This is a genomic window from Janthinobacterium amylolyticum, assembly GCF_051380655.1.
Lineage (GTDB): Bacteria > Pseudomonadota > Gammaproteobacteria > Burkholderiales > Burkholderiaceae_D > Janthinobacterium.
In genome coordinates this window covers 65,202-82,007 of the sequence record NZ_JBNYXL010000009.1, presented here as the reverse complement: position 1 = coordinate 82,007, position 16,806 = coordinate 65,202, and the positions used below count along the sequence as shown (strand labels likewise).

The following is a 16,806-nucleotide window of genomic DNA, read 5'->3' as shown; positions in this document are numbered from 1 at the left end:
CAGGGTAACTCGCCTACCATACCATGCCAGCCAGGCAATTGGTATGGTGGCGATCGCCATCAAACGGGACTAGTGCAGCAGGACAGGCTGGCTCATGAGGGAATCGTAGCTGCCCAGGAATTCATCGATCTCTTCCATGCTGGGTTCGCTGGCGATGAGTTCGGTGACGTCGCGGCGAAAATGTTGCGCCAGCACGCCGGCAATGAAGGTTTCCCGCTTGCCGCCCTTGTCGACGATTTCATAGCCGCCAAAGCGCAGCGCTTCCAGGTCGACGTCGGCGCCGAATTCCACGACGCTATATTGCTCGCTGTTATAGATCAGGTTCATTTTGCATCCTTCGCTCAAGCAGGAGGAACTCCTGCGGTGTCAGAACAGAGGTGGGGCTGGCACGGCGCGATTTCAAGCGCCCTGCCGCCCCGCAGGCTACGGAGTTGTAACGAGATGCAAATTGCGACTGCGGTCATTGCGTCAGGACATCGTCAGGAAACCACGTTCAAGCAAGCAGCACGTCCGCTTGCAGCGCCAGCAGGCTATCGTAGGGGCTGGCGCCCAGCCAGCTGCGCAATTGTTCGATGTGCGTGGCGTCGGCCAGGCTGATGAACAAGCGCGCAGGGGGATGGCGCAGCAGACGATTCAATGTTACACGCAATACGAGATTGCCGCTGCAGCACAGGCAACCGGGTGCGATACGCAATAGTTGCAAGGGAAACGAGGGAGAGGGAGAGGCTTGTTCGGCCAGGCCGGCCAGGATGGAGTTGCCGTCAGCTAAGCCTTCCAGGATCACGGCAACGGCTTCGTGCGGCCGCAAGGCGGCGGCAATGGCCGCCTCGCGGTCAGCGGCACGGGCGCCGCTGACCAGGGTCAGCGGCGTTGGCTGCCGCCCGCTTGGCGTCACAGGCTTTTCTTGGCCAGCTTGCCCGGTTCGACGCCCAGCTGCTTGAGCTTGCGGTACAGATGCGTGCGTTCCAGGCCGGTTTTCTCCGCCACGCGCGTCATGCTGCCGCCTTCGCGGCCCAGGTGGTGTTCGAAATACATGCGTTCAAACGCATCGCGCGCCTCGCGCAGTGGCAGGTCGAACGACAGATTGTAGCCATGGCCCTCGGCCACCGCCGGCACGGCGATGCCCGGGCGCACCATCAACTGCTGCGGCGCGCTGCCGCCAAAGCTGGGCACGGGATGGCTGCTTTCCTCGGCCACGACGGGCGCCACCGGACGCGGCGCCACGCTCGGCGCCCGCACGGTTTCCTGGGCTCGCGTCAAGCCTTGCTGCACTGCCTTGAGCAGCTTTTGCAGGGCAATCGGTTTTTCCAGGAAGTTCAATGCACCGATACGTGTCGCTTCGACGGCCGTATCGATGGTGGCATGGCCGGACATCATGATCACCGGCATGGTCAGCAAGCCATCGCGCTGCCACTCCTTGAGCAGGGTCACGCCATCGGTGTCGGGCATCCAGATATCCAGCAATACCAGATCCGGTGCACCGGCGGCACGCGCTTCGCGCGCCTGCTGCGCATTTTCGGCCAGCTGGATAGCATGTCCTTCGTCGCCCAATATTTCCGAGAGCAACTCACGGATACCCATTTCATCATCCACTACGAGTATGTTTGCCATTCGTGTCTTGCCTTCCTCATTTCGCCGGCCGTCGCGCACGAGATGCACGCGCGGACAACTATGATTTTATTAGTGTTTTAAATACTAAACCAGACGTTCATGCCAGGAATTCCTGGGCAGGAGCGTCGGGAGCTAACTTTAACAGCAAAATGACCACCGAAGCGCCATTGCCGTCGACCCGATTCTCGATATCGATGCGTCCACCATGTTCATCGATGATTTTCTTCACCATCGCCAGCCCCAGGCCCGTGCCACGCGCCTTCGACGTGACGTAGGGTTCGAAAGCCCGCGCCAGGATCTTCGGCGCGAAACCGGGGCCATTGTCGCTGATGGCCAGCCGCACGGCGATATTCACGCCGCCGTCCGCACTGCGATAATGAATTGCTTCCGTCCTCACGTCAATCCGCGGATGCGGCGAGTCCGGCGGCAGGTCCGCCATGGCATCCTGCGCATTCTGCAGCAAGTTGTGTATGACCTGGCGCAACTGCGTCGGATCGCCCATCACCATGGGCAGATTCGGCGCCAGCTGCGGGTGGATGATGTCGCCATCGTCGCCGCGCAGATACAGGTTCAGGATCTCTTCGATCAGTTCGTTCAGGCGCAGCGGCACCAGCACGGCCGGCGGCGTGCGCGCATAGTCGCGGAAGTCATCGACCATGCGCTTCATGGCGTCGACCTGCTTGACGATGGTGGTGGTGGCGCGGCTCAGCAGGTCGGCGTCCGGCTGCTCCAGCTTGCCTTCCAGCTTCATCTGCAAGCGCTCGGCCGACAGCTGGATCGGCGTCAGCGGATTCTTGATTTCATGCGCCAGGCGGCGCGCCACCTCGCCCCAGGCGATCGAGCGCTGCGCGGAAATCACGTCGGAAATATCATCGAAGACGACGATATAGCCGCTGCCGGACTCCAGCGGCAAGCGCGAGCCGCGCGCCAGCAGGGTGATGTCGTGCTCGTCGGCGCTGCTGCCCAGGCGGCGCGGGATCTCGATCTGCCGCTGCCAGTGCAGGCGCTGCTGGTTGCGCCCCGAGGCCGACTGCGCGCTTTGCGCCGTAAAGGCGCTGACGATGGCGGCGCCAAATTCTTCCATCCCGGCAATATCCGCCAGCGGCTGGCCCACCATGCTGGCGCCCGGATGCTGCAGGATGCGCTCGACCGATTCATTGCAGGTGACTAACTTAAAATCGCCATCGAGCACCATCACGCCTGCCGACATGTTCGCCAGCACCGATTCCAGGTGGGCCTTGGCATTTTGCAGGGCGGCGCGGTTGCTTTCGACGGCAGTACGGGCATCGAGCAGCTGGCGCGTCATGATATTGAACGATTGCGTCAGGGTTCCCAGTTCATCCTTGGTGGCGACGATGGGGCGCGGCGACAGGTCGCCCTCGGCCACGGCGCGCGTGCCTTCGGCCAGCAGCAGCAGGGGCTGGGCCAGGTTTCCCGCGATCAGGAAGGCGCTGCCGATGGCGCCAAAAATGGCCAGCAGCAAGGTCAGCGTGAGGATTTCCATGTACATCTTGCGCAGACCCACGCGCGCGACAAAACGTTCCTTGTATTCGCTGTAAGCGGCGCGCAGCATCTCGCCATTCGTCGCCAGCTTGGGCGGCACGGCTTGCAGCAATTGCAGGTAGCGGGGCGACACGGACGGCCCCGGCACGGCGACAAGCACGCGCAGGCGCAGGCTGGCGGCCGCGTCCAGCGCCGCCGGCGGGCCGGCACGGCTGCCGCCACCGCCCGATTCCATGCTGTCGTCATGCAATTCCAGCCCCCCTTCCGCGGAAGCATAGCCGGCCGGCAAGGCCGCCTGCGCCAGCATGGCGGGGGTCGGCAAGTCGGCCGCGCTGTGCGGGCCGGCGCTGGCCAGCAGCACGCCATCGCCGCTGACGATCATGACATTTTGCATGCCCTCTTCGCGCAGCAGGCTGGTCAGCACGGCGGGACCGGCCACGGGGTCGGCGCGCAGCTCGTCGACGGCCTTGTGGCCCCGCTTGTCAAGCTCGACGAGGGCCGTATCGAGGCCGGCGCGTCCCAGTTCCAGGCCCGATTCCAGCGCCGCCTCGATCTTGACGTTGAACCACGATTCGATCGAGTGGGAAACGAAACGCACCGAGACGACGAAAATCACCAGGCCGGGCAGGATGCCGACGATGGCAAACAGCATCACCAGGCGCGTCATCAGCTTGGAGCCGAACTTGCCGCTTTTATAGCGCGCGTACAAGCGCCCGAGGGAAATGCCGACTAGCGCCAGCAACGAGACGGCCACGGCCGCATTCAGGCCCAGCAGCCAGGAATAGTAGCGGTCGAAGAAACCGGAATTGTCGGAAGCCGACGCCAGCAGGAACAGCAGGATACTGACAATGCCGCCGCCCACCACCAGCAGATAGCGCAATGCTTGACTCACTACTCCGCCGTATACAAGAAGGTTTTTTTATTCGAAGCCAGGCGCCAGTCGCTGTTATTGAAGGCATTGACCTGTATCGGCTTGGGCAGATAGTCGCGGTCCATGCCCATGCGCAAGGTCACGTTATACGTCTGTCCCACTTTCAGCGCGCCGCGCGGCGCCACCAGCCAGCGGCTGGGCCGGCGGATCAGGAACAGCGCGTCGTCGAGGTTGGCAAAGCTCTGCTGCACCCCGCCTCCTGTCGAGACATGGTATTGCCGCGTCAGCACGTTATAGGACAGCCGGCTGGTCTGGCGCGCCACGATGGCCTTTTCATCGAACCAGTACCAGCGGGGCCGGGTCAGTTCGATTTCCGTCGTGAAAAACAGGGGCACGCCGTGCTGTACCGCGTCATCGAGGTCGTGATTGAGCTCGAAGGAATACGTGGCGGCCAGCTTGTAGCCTTCTTCGCTCGACTCGATGTAGGCGCGGGTGATCTCGACCATATCGGCGGCATGCGCGCGCGGCATGCTACATGCCAGCATCAGCAGCAGGGCCAGGAGTCGGAAGAGTCGTGTTGTCACAAGTGTGCCGGTCGTGTCCGTAAGAAAAGGTTCGACGAATCGCTCAAGCCGCATTTTTTTGGAATAGCGCATAGAACAAACCGTCATGGTCCTGCTCCGCGCTGCCAGTTGGCAACAGCTGACCAGGGGCGGCCAAGCGGGTCGCATTATTACGCACCGCAAATGCTGCCGCCTGCGCCTCGGACTCTTGCGGCCACAATGAACAAGTCACGAACAGCAATTTACCATCGGGGCGCAGCATCTGCCACAGGTTGTCCAGAATTTTGGATGAAAGTGTTGCAAGTTGGAACGCGTCACCCTTGCGGCGCAGCCAGCGGATATCCGGATGGCGGCGCACGATGCCCGACGCCGTGCACGGCACGTCGGCCAGGATGCGGTCGAACTGCTGGCCATCCCACCAGGCGCTCGATTGCGCGTCCTGCGCCTTCAAGGTGGCGTCCAGTCCCAGGCGCTCGAGGTTTTCCGCGATGCGCGGCAGGCGCTTGGCGTCCGCGTCGATGGCCGTCACCTGCACGTCGGCCAGTTCCAGGATATGGCACGTCTTGCCACCCGGCGCGGCGCAGGCATCGAGCACGCGCATGCCGTCCTGCAAGTCGAGCAGCGGCGCGGCCAGTTGCGCGCCGGCATCTTGCACGGACACGACGCCCTGCTCGAAACCGGGAATCAGCGCCACGCCGCTCGGCTTGTCGAGGCGCACGGCGAACGGTCCCACCTGGCGCGCGGCGATGCCCGCTTCCGCCAGCACGGCCAGGTACGCTTCCACCGTGCTCTTGCGGCGGTTCACGCGCAAGGTCAAGGGCGGCACGGCGTTGCCCGCCGTCAAAATGGCTTGCCAGTCGCGCGGATAGGCCAGACGCAGCGAGTCGATCCACCACTGCGGATAGTTCCATTGCGCCAGCGGCTGCTGCAGGGCCGCTTCCAGCAGGGATTTGCGTTCGCGCAGGAAACGCCGCAAGACAGCGTTAACCATGCCCTTGGCATGCGCCAGGTCAGGGTGCGACGTGGCCACCGTGACAGCCTGGTCGACGACCGTGAATTCTTCATACGGCTGTTCGTCCGCCTCGGCCGACATCAGCGACAGCGCGCAGCACAGCAGCGCGGCCAGCATCGGCGGCTCGGGTGCTTTCGAGGTCATCAGGCCAACCAGGGTTTCGCTGCGGCCCAGCTGGCGCATGGTGCGGTAGGAAATGTCCTGGATGGCGCCACGCGCCTGCGGGCTGGCATTCGACTGCGCAAATACCTTGGCCAGCGCTTGTGGCAGAGCCGTGCCGGTGCGCACTTGCGCCACGGCATTGGCCGCGCCCAGCAGGCAAAACGCCAGCGAATCGGCGCGCAAATCCGGCTGGAAGCCTGGCTGCAAGACTGGTTTCAGATCGGGATGGTAGCTGGGACGCAATTTTGGCGGAGTGGCCGGGCCTGGCGCCGGCTTGGTTTTCAATTTCAGCGTTGGGCGCTTGTTCATAAATTATCCGGTGTGGCTGCGCGCGGCTGGCGGCAATTGCACTCACGGCCGCGCGTCATCAATAAAGGGTCGATTGTAGCGTTTGTGGCGCCCTCTGAACCAGGCGATTGCAGCGATCAATGTAAATTGCGGCAAAAAACTGCATATATACAAGCAGAATGCCGCATGCTGATGTTTTCATGCACCAACAAGAGCATGCCGTCCTGATAATATCGTGAAATACCTGCGCACGGGTGCTCGCCCGCCGACGGGTGCGCAAGCGTATTGTTCCCGCCGGCAAACCAGTATAATTAACGCAGTCCGGGCGGCTGTTGCCAACGCCGTCCGTTTTGCTTTTGGATTCATTCTATTCATTCTTAACGCGGTTCCACCGCCATCCTGCTCATGCTCGCCCAACAGAAACAAGAAATCATCGCCCTGTTCCAGGCCGCCCTCGCTCCCGTCCTGGCCGGCACTTCGCTTGCGCCTAGCGTGGTGCTCGAGCGACCACGCGATGCATCGCATGGCGACGTCGCCTGCAACATCGCCATGCAACTGGCCAAGCAGCTGAAACAGAATCCGCGCGAACTGGCGCAAACCATCGTCACGGCCGTGCTGGCCAATCCGGCCGGCAAGGGCCTGGTCGAAGCGGTGGAAATCGCCGGCCCCGGCTTCATCAACGTGCGCGTGTCGAACGCCGCGAAACAGGCCGTCGTGAAAACCATCCTGGGCGAAGGCGACAGCTTTGGCCGCAGCACGGCAGGCGCCGGCAAGCAAGTCATCCTGGAATTCGTCTCGGCCAACCCGACCGGTCCGCTGCACGTGGGCCACGGCCGCCAGGCAGCGCTGGGCGACGCCCTGTCGTCGCTGTTCGACGCGCAAGGCTATCAGGTGACGCGCGAGTTCTACTATAACGACGCGGGCGTGCAGATCCAGACCCTGGCCAATTCCGTGCAGGCGCGCGCGCGCGGCTTCAAGCCGGGCGACGCCGAATGGCCGGAGTCCGCCTACAACGGCGACTACATCGCCGACATCGCCAACGACTTCAAGGCCGGCAAGACCGTCTCGGCCAGCGATGGCTTGCCTGCCACGGCCAATGGCAACGTCGAGGACATCGATTCGATCCGCCCGTTCGCCGTCACTTACCTGCGCAACGAGCAGGACATCGACCTGCAGGCGTTCGGCGTGAAGTTCGACAATTACTATCTGGAATCGTCGCTGTATGCGGACGGCAAGGTCAACAGCGCAGTGGAAACCCTGATCAAGGCCGGCCACACGTATGAGCAGGATGGCGCACTGTGGCTGCGCACCACCGACTTCGGCGACGACAAGGACCGCGTCATGCGCAAGACGGACGGCACCTACACGTATTTCGTGCCGGATGTCGCGTATCACCTGGTGAAATGGCAGCGCGGCTTCGTGCAGGCCATCAATATCCAGGGCAGCGACCACCACGGCACCATCGCCCGCGTGCGCGCCGGCCTGCAAGCGGTCGACATGGGCATCCCGCAAGGCTACCCCGACTACGTGCTGCACAAGATGGTCACCGTCATGAAGGACGGCGAGGAAGTGAAAATCTCGAAGCGCGCCGGTTCCTACGTGACCGTGCGCGACCTGATCGAATGGTCGGGCGGCGGCGACATCGCCAAGGGCCGCGACGCCGTGCGCTTCTTCCTGATCTCGCGCAAGGCCGATACGGAGTTCGTCTTCGACGTCGATGTGGCGCTGAAAACCACGGATGAAAACCCTGTGTATTACGTGCAGTACGCGCATGCGCGCATATGCCGCATCCTGGAAAACTGGGGCGGCGATGAAAGCACGATCGCCGGCGTTGATTTATCTCCACTCACCGCGCCGACCGAAGCGACCCTGCTGGCAACCCTGGCCGCCTATCCGGAAACCCTGGCGCGCGCGCAAGCGGAACTGGGACCGCACCAGGTCGCCTTCTACCTGCGCGACCTGGCAGCCAACCTGCACAGCTTCTACTTCGCTGAAAAAGTGCTGGTCGAGGACGAAGCCGTCAAGCTGGCCCGCCTGGCCCTGGTGGTCGCCGCGCGCCAGGTGCTGCGCAATGGCCTGGCCCTGATTGGCGTATCCGCGCCAAGCAAAATGTAATCGCGAAGGTCAAACCGTACATGAGTCACGCTTCCCGCTTTTCTTCCGCCCGCCGCCAGCAGGGCAATACCCTGGTCGGCATCATCATCGGCCTGGTCATCGGCCTGGGCATCGCCGTGGTGGTCGCCCTGGTGATCACCAAGGGCTCCTCGCCATTTACCGACAAGTCGGGCCGCGCCGGCAAATCGGCCGAACCGACGGCCGGCCAGATCGCCGACCCGAACAAGCCGATGTACGGCAACAAGGAAGCGGCCAAGGAAGCGGCGCGCGACTTCTCCAAGGAGCCGCGCGAAGTCGCCTCGCCAACGCAGCCGGCATCCCCTGCACCGGCGCCCGCGCCAGCGCAGCAGCCAAAGGCGCCGCCACCGGATGCGCTGCAGGAACTCATCGGCACATTGAAGGACAAGCCGGCGCCGAAAACACCGGCCGCCGCGCCAGCGCCGCAAGCGAAGGCCGATGCGGCCGGCGACAAATGGATTTATTATCTGCAGGCTGGCGCCTTCCATGACATGGCGGACGCCGAAAGCACGCGTGGCAAACTGGCGCTGCTGGGATTTGAAGCGGCCATCAGCGACCGCAGCACCGACGCCGGCGTGCTGCACCGCGTCAGGGTCGGGCCATTCAACCAGCTCGAAGCGATGAACCGCGCACGTACCAAACTGTCCGAAAACGGCATCGATGTCGCCGTCGTCCGCAACCAAAAATAAGGAACCAGCATGCGTTTTCTGAAAAAAGTCCTGTTTGCCGCCGCCCTGTGCGGCGCCGCCATGGGCGCATCCGCCTCCCCGGCCGAGCCAAAGAACGGCGTCGAATACGAAACCCTGGCCACGCCGCAGGCGACGGAGTCGGGCAAGAAGGTCGAAGTAACGGAGTTTTTCGCCTACTACTGCCCCCATTGCAATGTGCTCGAACCGCAGCTGGCGGCCTGGGTCAAGAAACAGGGCGACAACATCGTCTTCAAGCGCGTGCACGTGTCACGCGATGACAGCGTGGCGCCGCAGCAGCGCTTGTTCTTCACCATGCAAGCCATGGGCCTGACCGACAAGCTGCATGCCAAGGTATTCAATGCCATGCACGTGGAGCGCAACCGCCTGGCCACCGATGATGCCGTGTTCGACTTCGTCGCCAAGCAGGGCGTGGACCGCCAGAAATTCATCGACACCTACCGTTCGATGGGCATCTCGGCCCGCGTGCGCCATGCCGACTCGATGATGCAGGCATATAACGTGACGTTCTGGCCCATGATCGCCATCGATGGCCGCTACATCACCTCGCCGTCGCAGGCGAACCAGGGCAGCAAGTCGGCACAGAACGAAGAGCAGCTGAACGCCCAGGCGTTGACCGTGATGGACGTGCTGGTGGCAAAAGCCAAAGCGGAAAAGAAATAAGCATGCGCCCTTCCCTGGCGCGCCCGGGCATCGCCTGATGCAGCGCGTTTTCATCACGGGCGCGTCGAGCGGCCTGGGCGCCGCCCTGGCGCAGCACTACGCACGCCAGGGTGCCCGGCTTGGCCTGCTGGCCCGCCGCGGCGAGACCCTGCAGCAACTGATCGCCACCCTGCACCACCCTGAACGCCACCGCGCCTACGCCGTCGATGTGTGCGACCACGCCGCCCTGAAAAACGCGGCCGCTGACTTCATCGGCCAGGCCGGCGGCATCGACGTCGTCATCGCCAGCGCCGGCGTCTCGTACGGCACCTTGAGCGAACACGCGGAAGACCTCGACGCCTTCGCCCGCCTGATGGCCATCAATGTCACGGCCACCGTCGCCACCTTCGCCCCCTTCATCGCCAGCATGCAGGCGCAGGGCAGCGGACGCCTGGTGGGCATCGGCAGCGTGGCCGGCATCCGCGGCCTGCCCGGCGCCGAAGCGTACAGCGCCTCGAAGGCGGCCGTGATCAGCTACTGCGAATCGCTGCGCCTGGAACTCAAGCCGGCCGGCGTCAAGGTCGTCACCATCACGCCCGGCTACATCGACACGCCTATGACGCGGCACAATGCCTACCGCATGCCGTTCCTGATGCCAGCTGGCAAATTCGCCGAACGCGCCGCGCGCGCCATCGCCGACGGCGACAGCTACCGCGTGATCCCGTGGCAGATGGGCGTCGTCGCCAAAGTGCTGCGCGCACTGCCCAATGCCGTCTACGACATGGCCTTCGCCAACGCGCCGCACAAGGCGCGCAGCACGCCATCCGGCGACAGCCAGTAACAAACTGATATCCCTATGACGAAGCACGCAGACCTGAACAGCACGGCGATTTCCGCCCATTGCGCCACGGGCGCCGCCCATGTGGCCATCGAAGTGGTTGACGAAACGGGATCGACCAACGCCGACCTGCTGGCCCGTTGCGCCACCCTGGCCGGAGCGACCCTGCGCATCGCCGGCCAGCAGACGGCCGGCCGCGGGCGCGCCGGACGCCCCTGGGTGTCGCAGGCCGATGCCAGCCTGATGTTCTCGCTGGCCTGGCCCTTCAAGGGACCGTTGCACCGGCTGGTCGGCTTGCCGCTGGCCGTCGGCGTGGCACTGGCCGAAAGCATGACGTCGCTGGGCGTGCCGGTGCAGCTGAAATGGCCGAACGACATGCTCAAGGATGGCCACAAACTGGCCGGCATCCTCGTCGAGACGCAGCAGGCAGCGGATGGCGGCGTGTGGGCCGTGATCGGCTGCGGCATCAATCTGTTGATGCCCGATGCGCTGGAACAGCAGATCGGGCGCAGCGTCTCGGCCGTGCCCTGGCTGGCGCAGATGGAGCGCAATACCCTGGTGGCGGCCTTGCTCAGCCGCCTGGCTGGCGTGCTTGCCGAATTCGACGACACGGGCTTTGCACCGTTCACGGAGCGCTGGAATCTGCTGCACGCCTGGCAGGGCCAGCACGTGAAAATCCTCGACAATGGCCAGCTGCTGCAGCAAGGCGTGGCGGTCGGCGTGGATGAACTGGGCCGGCTGCTGCTGCACGGCGCGGACGGCGTGCAGCACATCATGTCAGGCGACGTTTCCCTGCGCCTGGCCGGGGAGTAAGCGCATGCTCCTGCTGATCGACGCCGGCAACACGCGTATCAAATGGGCCCTGGCCGCCCCCACCGGCGCGGCTGGCGCCTGGCTGGCCAGCGGCACCGTGGCGCATGCGCAGCTCGATACCTTGCAGGCTGCCTGGGGCGGCCTGGCCATTTCCGGCGTGCTGCTGTCGAACGTGGCCGGCGCGGCCATCGGCGCGCGCCTGCGCGCACAGCTGCCGGCCAATCTGCCGCCGCAGTCCATCGCCACGTTTGCCTCGCTGCCGCATCTGGCCGGCGTGAGCAACGCCTACCGCGAGCCGTCCCAGCTGGGCTGCGACCGTTTTGCCGCCGCCATCGGCGCGCACGCGCTGGCGCCGGGCCAGGCCGTCATCGTCGCCAATTGCGGCACCGCCACCACCATCGACGCCCTCACGGCCGATGGCGTTTTCCTCGGCGGGATGATCTTGCCGGGACTCGGGCTGATGGCCAGTTCGCTGGCGCGCAATACGGCGCAATTGCCGCAGATCGCCAGCGGCAGCCCCCTGCCGGCCGGCTTTGCCGACAACACGGACGACGCCATCCTCTCGGGTTGCCTGGCGGCGCAGGCGGGCGCCATCGAACGGGCCGTGCGCATGCATGGCGCCAGCGCCTGCCTGCTGTCCGGCGGCGCCGCGCCGCGTATCGCGCAAGCCCTGGCCCTGTCCGTGCCGCTGCATCTGGTGGACAATATCGTCATGCTTGGTTTACAGGCGGCCGCGCGCGCAGGCGGCGCAGCGGCAATTCAAGGAGAACACGCATGCTGAAATTCGTCTTCTGGCTGCTGGCCGGCGTGAACCTGCTGGTGTTTGCCATCGGCCAGGGTTATCTGGGCAGTTTTCGCAGCGAGACGCGCGAACCGGCGCGCCTGAAAAACCAGCTGCAGGCGACCAAGCTCACCTTGCTGACGCAGGAACAGGCCACGGCGCCCGCCACGCCGCCCGCCGCCGAAGAAAGCCCGGCGCCAGCGGCGGTCGCAGCGGCAGCTCCGCTATCGTATGCCTGCACGGAGGTGGGCAATTTCCTACTGGCCGATGGCCGCCGTTTCGAAGCGCAAGTAGCGTCGCTGGACCTGGGCGACCGTCAGTCGCGCCGCAACGTGGCCGGCCAGGAGATTTCCAGCTACATGGTGTACATCCCGCCGCAGGGCAGCAAGGAAGGCGCCGACCGCAAGGCCGGCGAATTGAAGCAGCTGGGCGTGACGAACTACTTCATCATGAATGAAAGCAGTCCGCAGCGCTGGGGCATTTCGCTGGGCGTGTTCAAGTCGGAAAGCGGCGCGCAAACCCAGCTGGCATCGCTGAACAAGCAAGGCGTGCACAGCGCCCGCATCGCTCCCCGCTACAGCGCCAGCAAGCAGCTGGCCTACCAGTTCCGCGACCTCGACGCCGCCACGCGCGCGCGCCTGGAAAAGATCAAGGCGCAGTTTCCGGAACAGGAACTGCGCGCCTGTAAATGACTGCTGACAATCGCGTCGGATTACGACGCTTTGCGCCGAATCCGACCTACGCTTATCTTTCGATGACGATGGGCTTGATGCCTGTCGATTCCGGTAAATTCGCCGCCGCACGGGCCGCCTCGGCGCGGCTGGAAAACGGTCCGCCGTACAGGCGGAACAGGTTACCGGCCTGCACCACGCCCAGGGACCCCAGGGCTGCCGCATACGGCGCCAGGCGCGAACGTCCCGATTCCGCATTGTCGGCGCGCGAGTAGGCGCCCAGCTGCAAATAGAAGCCGCTGGCCAGCGCCACCGGTGCAGGCATGGCCACCGTCGCATCGACGGGCAGCATCTGCGACGACACTTCCGGCTGCACCACGGCGCCCGTTTCCACCGGCGTATCGATGGAGATGGCGACCACGGAAGGCACCGGCTTCGGCGCCGCGCGGGCAGCCAGGATGGCGTCGATATCGGCCGGCAGCAGGCGCTCGACCACCACCTGGTGGCTGCCCTTGCCCAGGAAGCCCAGTTTCAGTGCCGCCGTGTAGGACACGTCGATCACGCGCGTGGCGTGGAATGGTCCGCGGTCATTGATGCGCACGATCACCTGCTCGCCGCTGTCGATGCTCGTCACGCGCGCATACGATGGAATCGGCAAGGTCGGATGGGCCGCCGTCATCTTGTACATATCGTAGATTTCGCCCGACGAGGTGCGCTGGCCATGGAATTTCTTGCCATACCAGGTACCCGTGCCGCGCTGCGTAAACGGTTCGTTGTTGGTAATCGGCGTGTAGGTCTTGCCGAAGACGACGTAGGGGCGGTTCGAGCGCGTGGAATACGGCTCGTTGCGCACTTCCGCGTCGGGCACGTCGCGCAGGTTGGGCGGCGGATTGTCGCCCGGGCCGTCATCCTTGTAGTAGCCGCCGCGTCCGGAACCGGCCGCCGGCAAGGCGGGCAAGGTAGGATCCTGGCGCACGGGGGACTTGACCTTGCCGCCGGACGGCATGGGCACATTGCCCGACGCGGGCTTTTGCGGCGTGGTGCCGCAGGCGGCCAGGGTCAGCAAGACAGCCAGGCCCATTGCGCGCATGGCGAAGGTATCGACAGGCGCGCGCATCAGGTCTGCACCAGCTTGCGGTGGCGCTGAATGCTCATCAGGATGCCGGAGGCGACGCCCAGGGTCAGCAGCGCGGTGCCGCCGTAGCTGAGGAATGGCAAGGGCACGCCGACCACCGGCACGATGCCGCTGACCATGCCCATGTTGACGAAGGCGTAAGTAAAGAAAATCATGGTAATCGCTCCTGCCAGCAGGCGAGTGAAAAAACTGGGGGCGTTGGCGGCGATCATCAGCCCCCGTCCCACCAGCAGTAAATACATCAGCATCAGGATCAAGTTGCCGACCAGGCCAAACTCTTCCGAATACACGGCGAAGATGAAGTCGGTCGTGCGCTCCGGCACGAACTCCAGGTGGGCTTGCGTGCCGTGCGTCCAGCCCTTGCCCGTCATGCCGCCCGAACCGATGGCGATGATGGACTGGATGATGTGGAAGCCCTTGCCCAGCGGGTCCTTGGTCGGGTCGATCAGCATCATCACGCGGTCGCGCTGGTAGTCATGCAGGTGCGACCAGGCGATCGGCAGGTAGCAGGCGACGGCGAGGAACAAGCCCACCATCACTTTCCACGACAGGCCGGCCAGGAAGATGACGGTAAAACCGGCCGCCACGACCAGCAGCGCCGTGCCCAGGTCAGGCTGGCGCGCGATCAGGTAGACGGGTACCAGCAGCAGCGCGGCAGCCACGGCGAACGCTTTCCAGCGCAGCGCGCCCGCATTGTGCTGGAAGAACCAGGCCAGCATCAGCGGCGTGGCGATCTTCAGGAATTCGGACGGCTGGATGTCGATCACGCCGATATGCAGCCAGCGCCGCGCACCGAGCTTGATGGTGCCGAACAGCGCCACGGCCACCAGCAGCAGCACCGATACCGTGTAGGCCGGCACGGCGATGCGCATCATCATCTGCGGCGTGACATTCGCGGCCAGCCACATGACGAAAAAGCACAGCAGCATATTGCGCAGATGGTCTTCGATCTTGCCGGGGATGCCGATGCTGGCCGAGTACAGGGTCAGCAGGCTGGTACTGAGCAGCATCAGGATGATCACCATCAGCGGCGGATCGAATACCGCCAGATAGGGTTTGGCGCGCCGCCACAGCGAGCGCCTCTCGTTAATGGGCATGTGCTTCCTTATTGCCTGGCAGGTGCCGGGGCGGCCTGCTCGTCAGTGATCTCTTCCAGGGTGCGCACTTCGTCGACATCTTCCTTCGGCACCTTGGTGGTTTCTTTTTCCTTGTCGCTCGGACGCTTGCCCAGCAGGTAGTAGTCGAGTGCCTTGCGCGCGATCGGCGCGGCCACGCCGGCACCGAAGCCGGCGTTTTCCACCACGATGGCAATCGCGATGCGCGGCTTGTCGGCCGGCGCGAAGGCCGTAAACAAGGCGTTGTCGCGCAGGCGCTCGGCCAGCAGCTTGGCATTGTACTTCTCGTTTTTCTTGATGCCCACCACCTGCGCAGTCCCCGTCTTGCCGCCCACCGTGTACTGCACGCCGGTGAAGATGCGCGCGGCCGTGCCGCCCTGCTCGCTGGTCACGCCGACCATGGCGCGCTTGATGGTGTCGATGTTTTCCTGCTTGAGCGGAATGCGGTAGCTTTCCTTCGGCACCGTCAGGGTGCGCGCACGCGTGTTGGCGTCTTCGATGATTTTCACCAGATGCGGCTTCATCACCACGCCATTATTCGCCAGGTTGGCCGTCGCGTGGGCGATCTGCAGCGGCGTGTAGGAGTTGTAGCCGGAGCCGTTACTCACCGAAATCGTGTCGCCGCCCACCCATTTTTTCTGCTGCGGCGTCTTGAAGCGGTTGCGCTTCCATTCCGTCGACGGCAGCACGCCCGTCTTTTCGTTATTCAGGTCGATGCCCGTCAGCTGGCCGAAGCCGAACGGCTTCATGAAGTCGTGGATGGCGTCGATGCCCATGTCGCGGCCCAGCTGGTAGTAATAGGTATTGCACGAGACGACGATGGACTTGTGCATGTCGACCGTGCCGTGGCCACCCACTTTATCGTCGCGGAACATATGCCCGCCCAGCATGAAGAAACCGGGATCGGAAATCGACTGGCTTGGCGTGCGCTTGCCCAGTTCCAGCGCGGCCAGCGCCATGAAGGGCTTGAAGGTCGAGCCGGGCGCGTAAGTGCCGGACAGGGGACGGTTGACCATCGGCCGGTCCAGCGAGGTATTGAGTTCGTTCCAGCTTTGCTGGTCGATGCCGTCGACGAACAGGTTCGGATCGTAGCCTGGCTTGGAAACATAGGCCAGGATGTCGCCCGTGGCCGGGTCGATCGCCACGGCCGCGCCGCGCCATTCGCCGAACGCTTCCTCGACCACTTTCTGCAGTTCGATGTCGATCGACAGGATCAGATTATTGCCGGGCGTGGCCGCCGTGCGCGACAGGGTGCGCATGGCGCGCCCGCCGGCCGACACTTCCACCTCTTCGTAGCCGGTGGTGCCGTGCAGCTGCTTCTCGTAGCTTTTCTCCAGGCCTTCCTTGCCGATATGGTCGGTGCCGTTGTAGTTGGCGGCGTCCTCGCCCTCTTCCAGCGCCTTGGCTTCATTGCGGTTGATGCGGCCGATGAAGCCCACCACGTGCGACGCCACTTCGCCCATCGGATACTGGCGGAACAGGCGCGCCTGCACTTCCACGCCGGGGAAGCGGAAACGGTGCGCCGTGAAACGCGCCACTTCCTCGTCCGTCAGGCGCGTGCGCAGCGGCACGCTGACAAAATTCTTCGACTCTTCCAGCAGCTTCTTGAAGCGGCGGCGGTCCTTGATATCGATCTGCACCAGGGTCGACAGCTCGTCGATCACGGAATCGAGGCTGGCACTGAGTTTCGATGGCGTGATTTCCAGCGTGTAGGCCGAATAATTGCGCGCCAGGACCACGCCATTGCGGTCGAGGATCAAGCCGCGCGTAGGCACGATGGGCACCACGGCGATGCGGTTATCCTCGGCCTTGGTGGCATAGTCCTCGTGCTTGATCACCTGCAGCCAGATGAAGCGCGCCAGCAGCAGTGAAAAGCAGACGAAGACGAGCGCGCCCAGCACGGTGAGGCGCATGCGGAAAAAATGCAGTTCGCGCTCGGTATTTTTCAGTTCGGTCATTGC

Annotated in this window: 16 protein-coding genes; 7 read left to right on the top strand and 9 right to left on the bottom strand. The window is 64.1% G+C overall.

Features of this window, described 5'->3' with window-relative positions:
* Nucleotides 1-69 precede the first annotated feature (69 nt).
* From ACQ4WR_RS19615 to rsmB, 6 genes are all read right to left on the bottom strand, one after another.
* Nucleotides 70-327, bottom strand: a complete 258-nt coding sequence (locus ACQ4WR_RS19615; protein WP_010393222.1) for a BTH_I0359 family protein — start codon at nucleotides 325-327, stop codon at nucleotides 70-72.
* Between the two features lie 166 nt (nucleotides 328-493).
* On the bottom strand, nucleotides 494-895 hold the full coding sequence (locus ACQ4WR_RS19610; RefSeq protein WP_436489355.1) for a GTPase: 402 nt from the start codon (nucleotides 893-895) through the stop codon (nucleotides 494-496).
* A complete protein-coding gene (locus ACQ4WR_RS19605) occupies nucleotides 892-1,611 on the bottom strand; it encodes a response regulator (RefSeq protein WP_314634491.1) in 720 nt (239 codons plus the stop codon). The genes ACQ4WR_RS19610 and ACQ4WR_RS19605 overlap by 4 nt, the downstream gene beginning before the upstream one ends.
* Nucleotides 1,612-1,708: 97 nt before the next feature.
* On the bottom strand, nucleotides 1,709-4,006 hold the full coding sequence (locus tag ACQ4WR_RS19600) for a sensor histidine kinase (protein WP_436489352.1): 2,298 nt from the start codon (nucleotides 4,004-4,006) through the stop codon (nucleotides 1,709-1,711).
* Nucleotides 4,006-4,515 (bottom strand): DUF4390 domain-containing protein, encoded by a 510-nt coding sequence (locus tag ACQ4WR_RS19595; RefSeq protein WP_436489351.1) that lies wholly within the window; start codon nucleotides 4,513-4,515, stop codon nucleotides 4,006-4,008. The genes ACQ4WR_RS19600 and ACQ4WR_RS19595 overlap by 1 nt, the downstream gene beginning before the upstream one ends.
* A gap of 97 nt (nucleotides 4,516-4,612) precedes the next feature.
* A complete protein-coding gene (gene rsmB, locus ACQ4WR_RS19590) occupies nucleotides 4,613-6,031 on the bottom strand; it encodes a 16S rRNA (cytosine(967)-C(5))-methyltransferase RsmB (RefSeq protein ID WP_436489349.1) in 1,419 nt (472 codons plus the stop codon).
* A 384-nt stretch (nucleotides 6,032-6,415) separates the two neighbouring features.
* Here rsmB and argS point away from each other — a divergent pair, with 384 nt between their 5' ends.
* Genes argS through ACQ4WR_RS19555 form a run of 7 tightly spaced genes read left to right on the top strand, consistent with a single transcriptional unit; the run spans nucleotide 6,416 to nucleotide 12,616 of the window.
* Nucleotides 6,416-8,125, top strand: a complete 1,710-nt coding sequence (gene argS, locus ACQ4WR_RS19585) for an arginine--tRNA ligase (RefSeq protein WP_102298981.1) — start codon at nucleotides 6,416-6,418, stop codon at nucleotides 8,123-8,125.
* Between the two features lie 20 nt (nucleotides 8,126-8,145).
* Nucleotides 8,146-8,832 carry an SPOR domain-containing protein gene (locus ACQ4WR_RS19580; RefSeq protein WP_436489347.1) on the top strand — a complete coding sequence of 229 codons (687 nt, stop codon included), beginning with the start codon at nucleotides 8,146-8,148 and terminating at the stop codon, nucleotides 8,830-8,832.
* A 9-nt stretch (nucleotides 8,833-8,841) separates the two neighbouring features.
* The gene (locus ACQ4WR_RS19575; protein ID WP_102298984.1) at nucleotides 8,842-9,513 is read left to right on the top strand and encodes a thiol:disulfide interchange protein DsbA/DsbL; all 672 of its coding nucleotides are present in this window, start codon (nucleotides 8,842-8,844) and stop codon (nucleotides 9,511-9,513) included.
* 37 nt (nucleotides 9,514-9,550) lie between these two features.
* Nucleotides 9,551-10,333 (top strand): SDR family oxidoreductase, encoded by a 783-nt coding sequence (locus ACQ4WR_RS19570; protein WP_436489345.1) that lies wholly within the window; start codon nucleotides 9,551-9,553, stop codon nucleotides 10,331-10,333.
* 15 nt (nucleotides 10,334-10,348) lie between these two features.
* Nucleotides 10,349-11,143 carry a biotin--[acetyl-CoA-carboxylase] ligase gene (locus ACQ4WR_RS19565; RefSeq protein ID WP_436489344.1) on the top strand — a complete coding sequence of 265 codons (795 nt, stop codon included), beginning with the start codon at nucleotides 10,349-10,351 and terminating at the stop codon, nucleotides 11,141-11,143.
* Between the two features lie 4 nt (nucleotides 11,144-11,147).
* Complete coding sequence (locus ACQ4WR_RS19560) at nucleotides 11,148-11,924, top strand: type III pantothenate kinase (RefSeq protein WP_436489342.1); 777 nt, start codon at nucleotides 11,148-11,150, stop codon at nucleotides 11,922-11,924.
* Nucleotides 11,918-12,616 (top strand): SPOR domain-containing protein, encoded by a 699-nt coding sequence (locus tag ACQ4WR_RS19555; RefSeq protein ID WP_102298990.1) that lies wholly within the window; start codon nucleotides 11,918-11,920, stop codon nucleotides 12,614-12,616. The genes ACQ4WR_RS19560 and ACQ4WR_RS19555 overlap by 7 nt, the downstream gene beginning before the upstream one ends.
* Before the next feature lie 52 nt (nucleotides 12,617-12,668).
* On the opposite strand, the gene ACQ4WR_RS19550 is transcribed toward ACQ4WR_RS19555, so the two are convergent.
* The 3 genes from ACQ4WR_RS19550 to mrdA are packed head-to-tail and all read right to left on the bottom strand — an operon-like array spanning nucleotide 12,669 to nucleotide 16,803.
* Nucleotides 12,669-13,712 (bottom strand): septal ring lytic transglycosylase RlpA family protein, encoded by a 1,044-nt coding sequence (locus ACQ4WR_RS19550; RefSeq protein WP_102298992.1) that lies wholly within the window; start codon nucleotides 13,710-13,712, stop codon nucleotides 12,669-12,671.
* Nucleotides 13,712-14,827, bottom strand: a complete 1,116-nt coding sequence (rodA, locus tag ACQ4WR_RS19545; protein ID WP_102298993.1) for a rod shape-determining protein RodA — start codon at nucleotides 14,825-14,827, stop codon at nucleotides 13,712-13,714. Before rodA ends, ACQ4WR_RS19550 begins: the two co-directional genes overlap by 1 nt.
* 8 nt (nucleotides 14,828-14,835) lie before the next feature.
* Nucleotides 14,836-16,803, bottom strand: coding sequence for a penicillin-binding protein 2 (gene mrdA, locus ACQ4WR_RS19540; RefSeq protein WP_102298995.1), 1,968 nt, complete (start codon nucleotides 16,801-16,803; stop codon nucleotides 14,836-14,838).
* Between the last annotated feature and the right edge of the window lie 3 nt (nucleotides 16,804-16,806).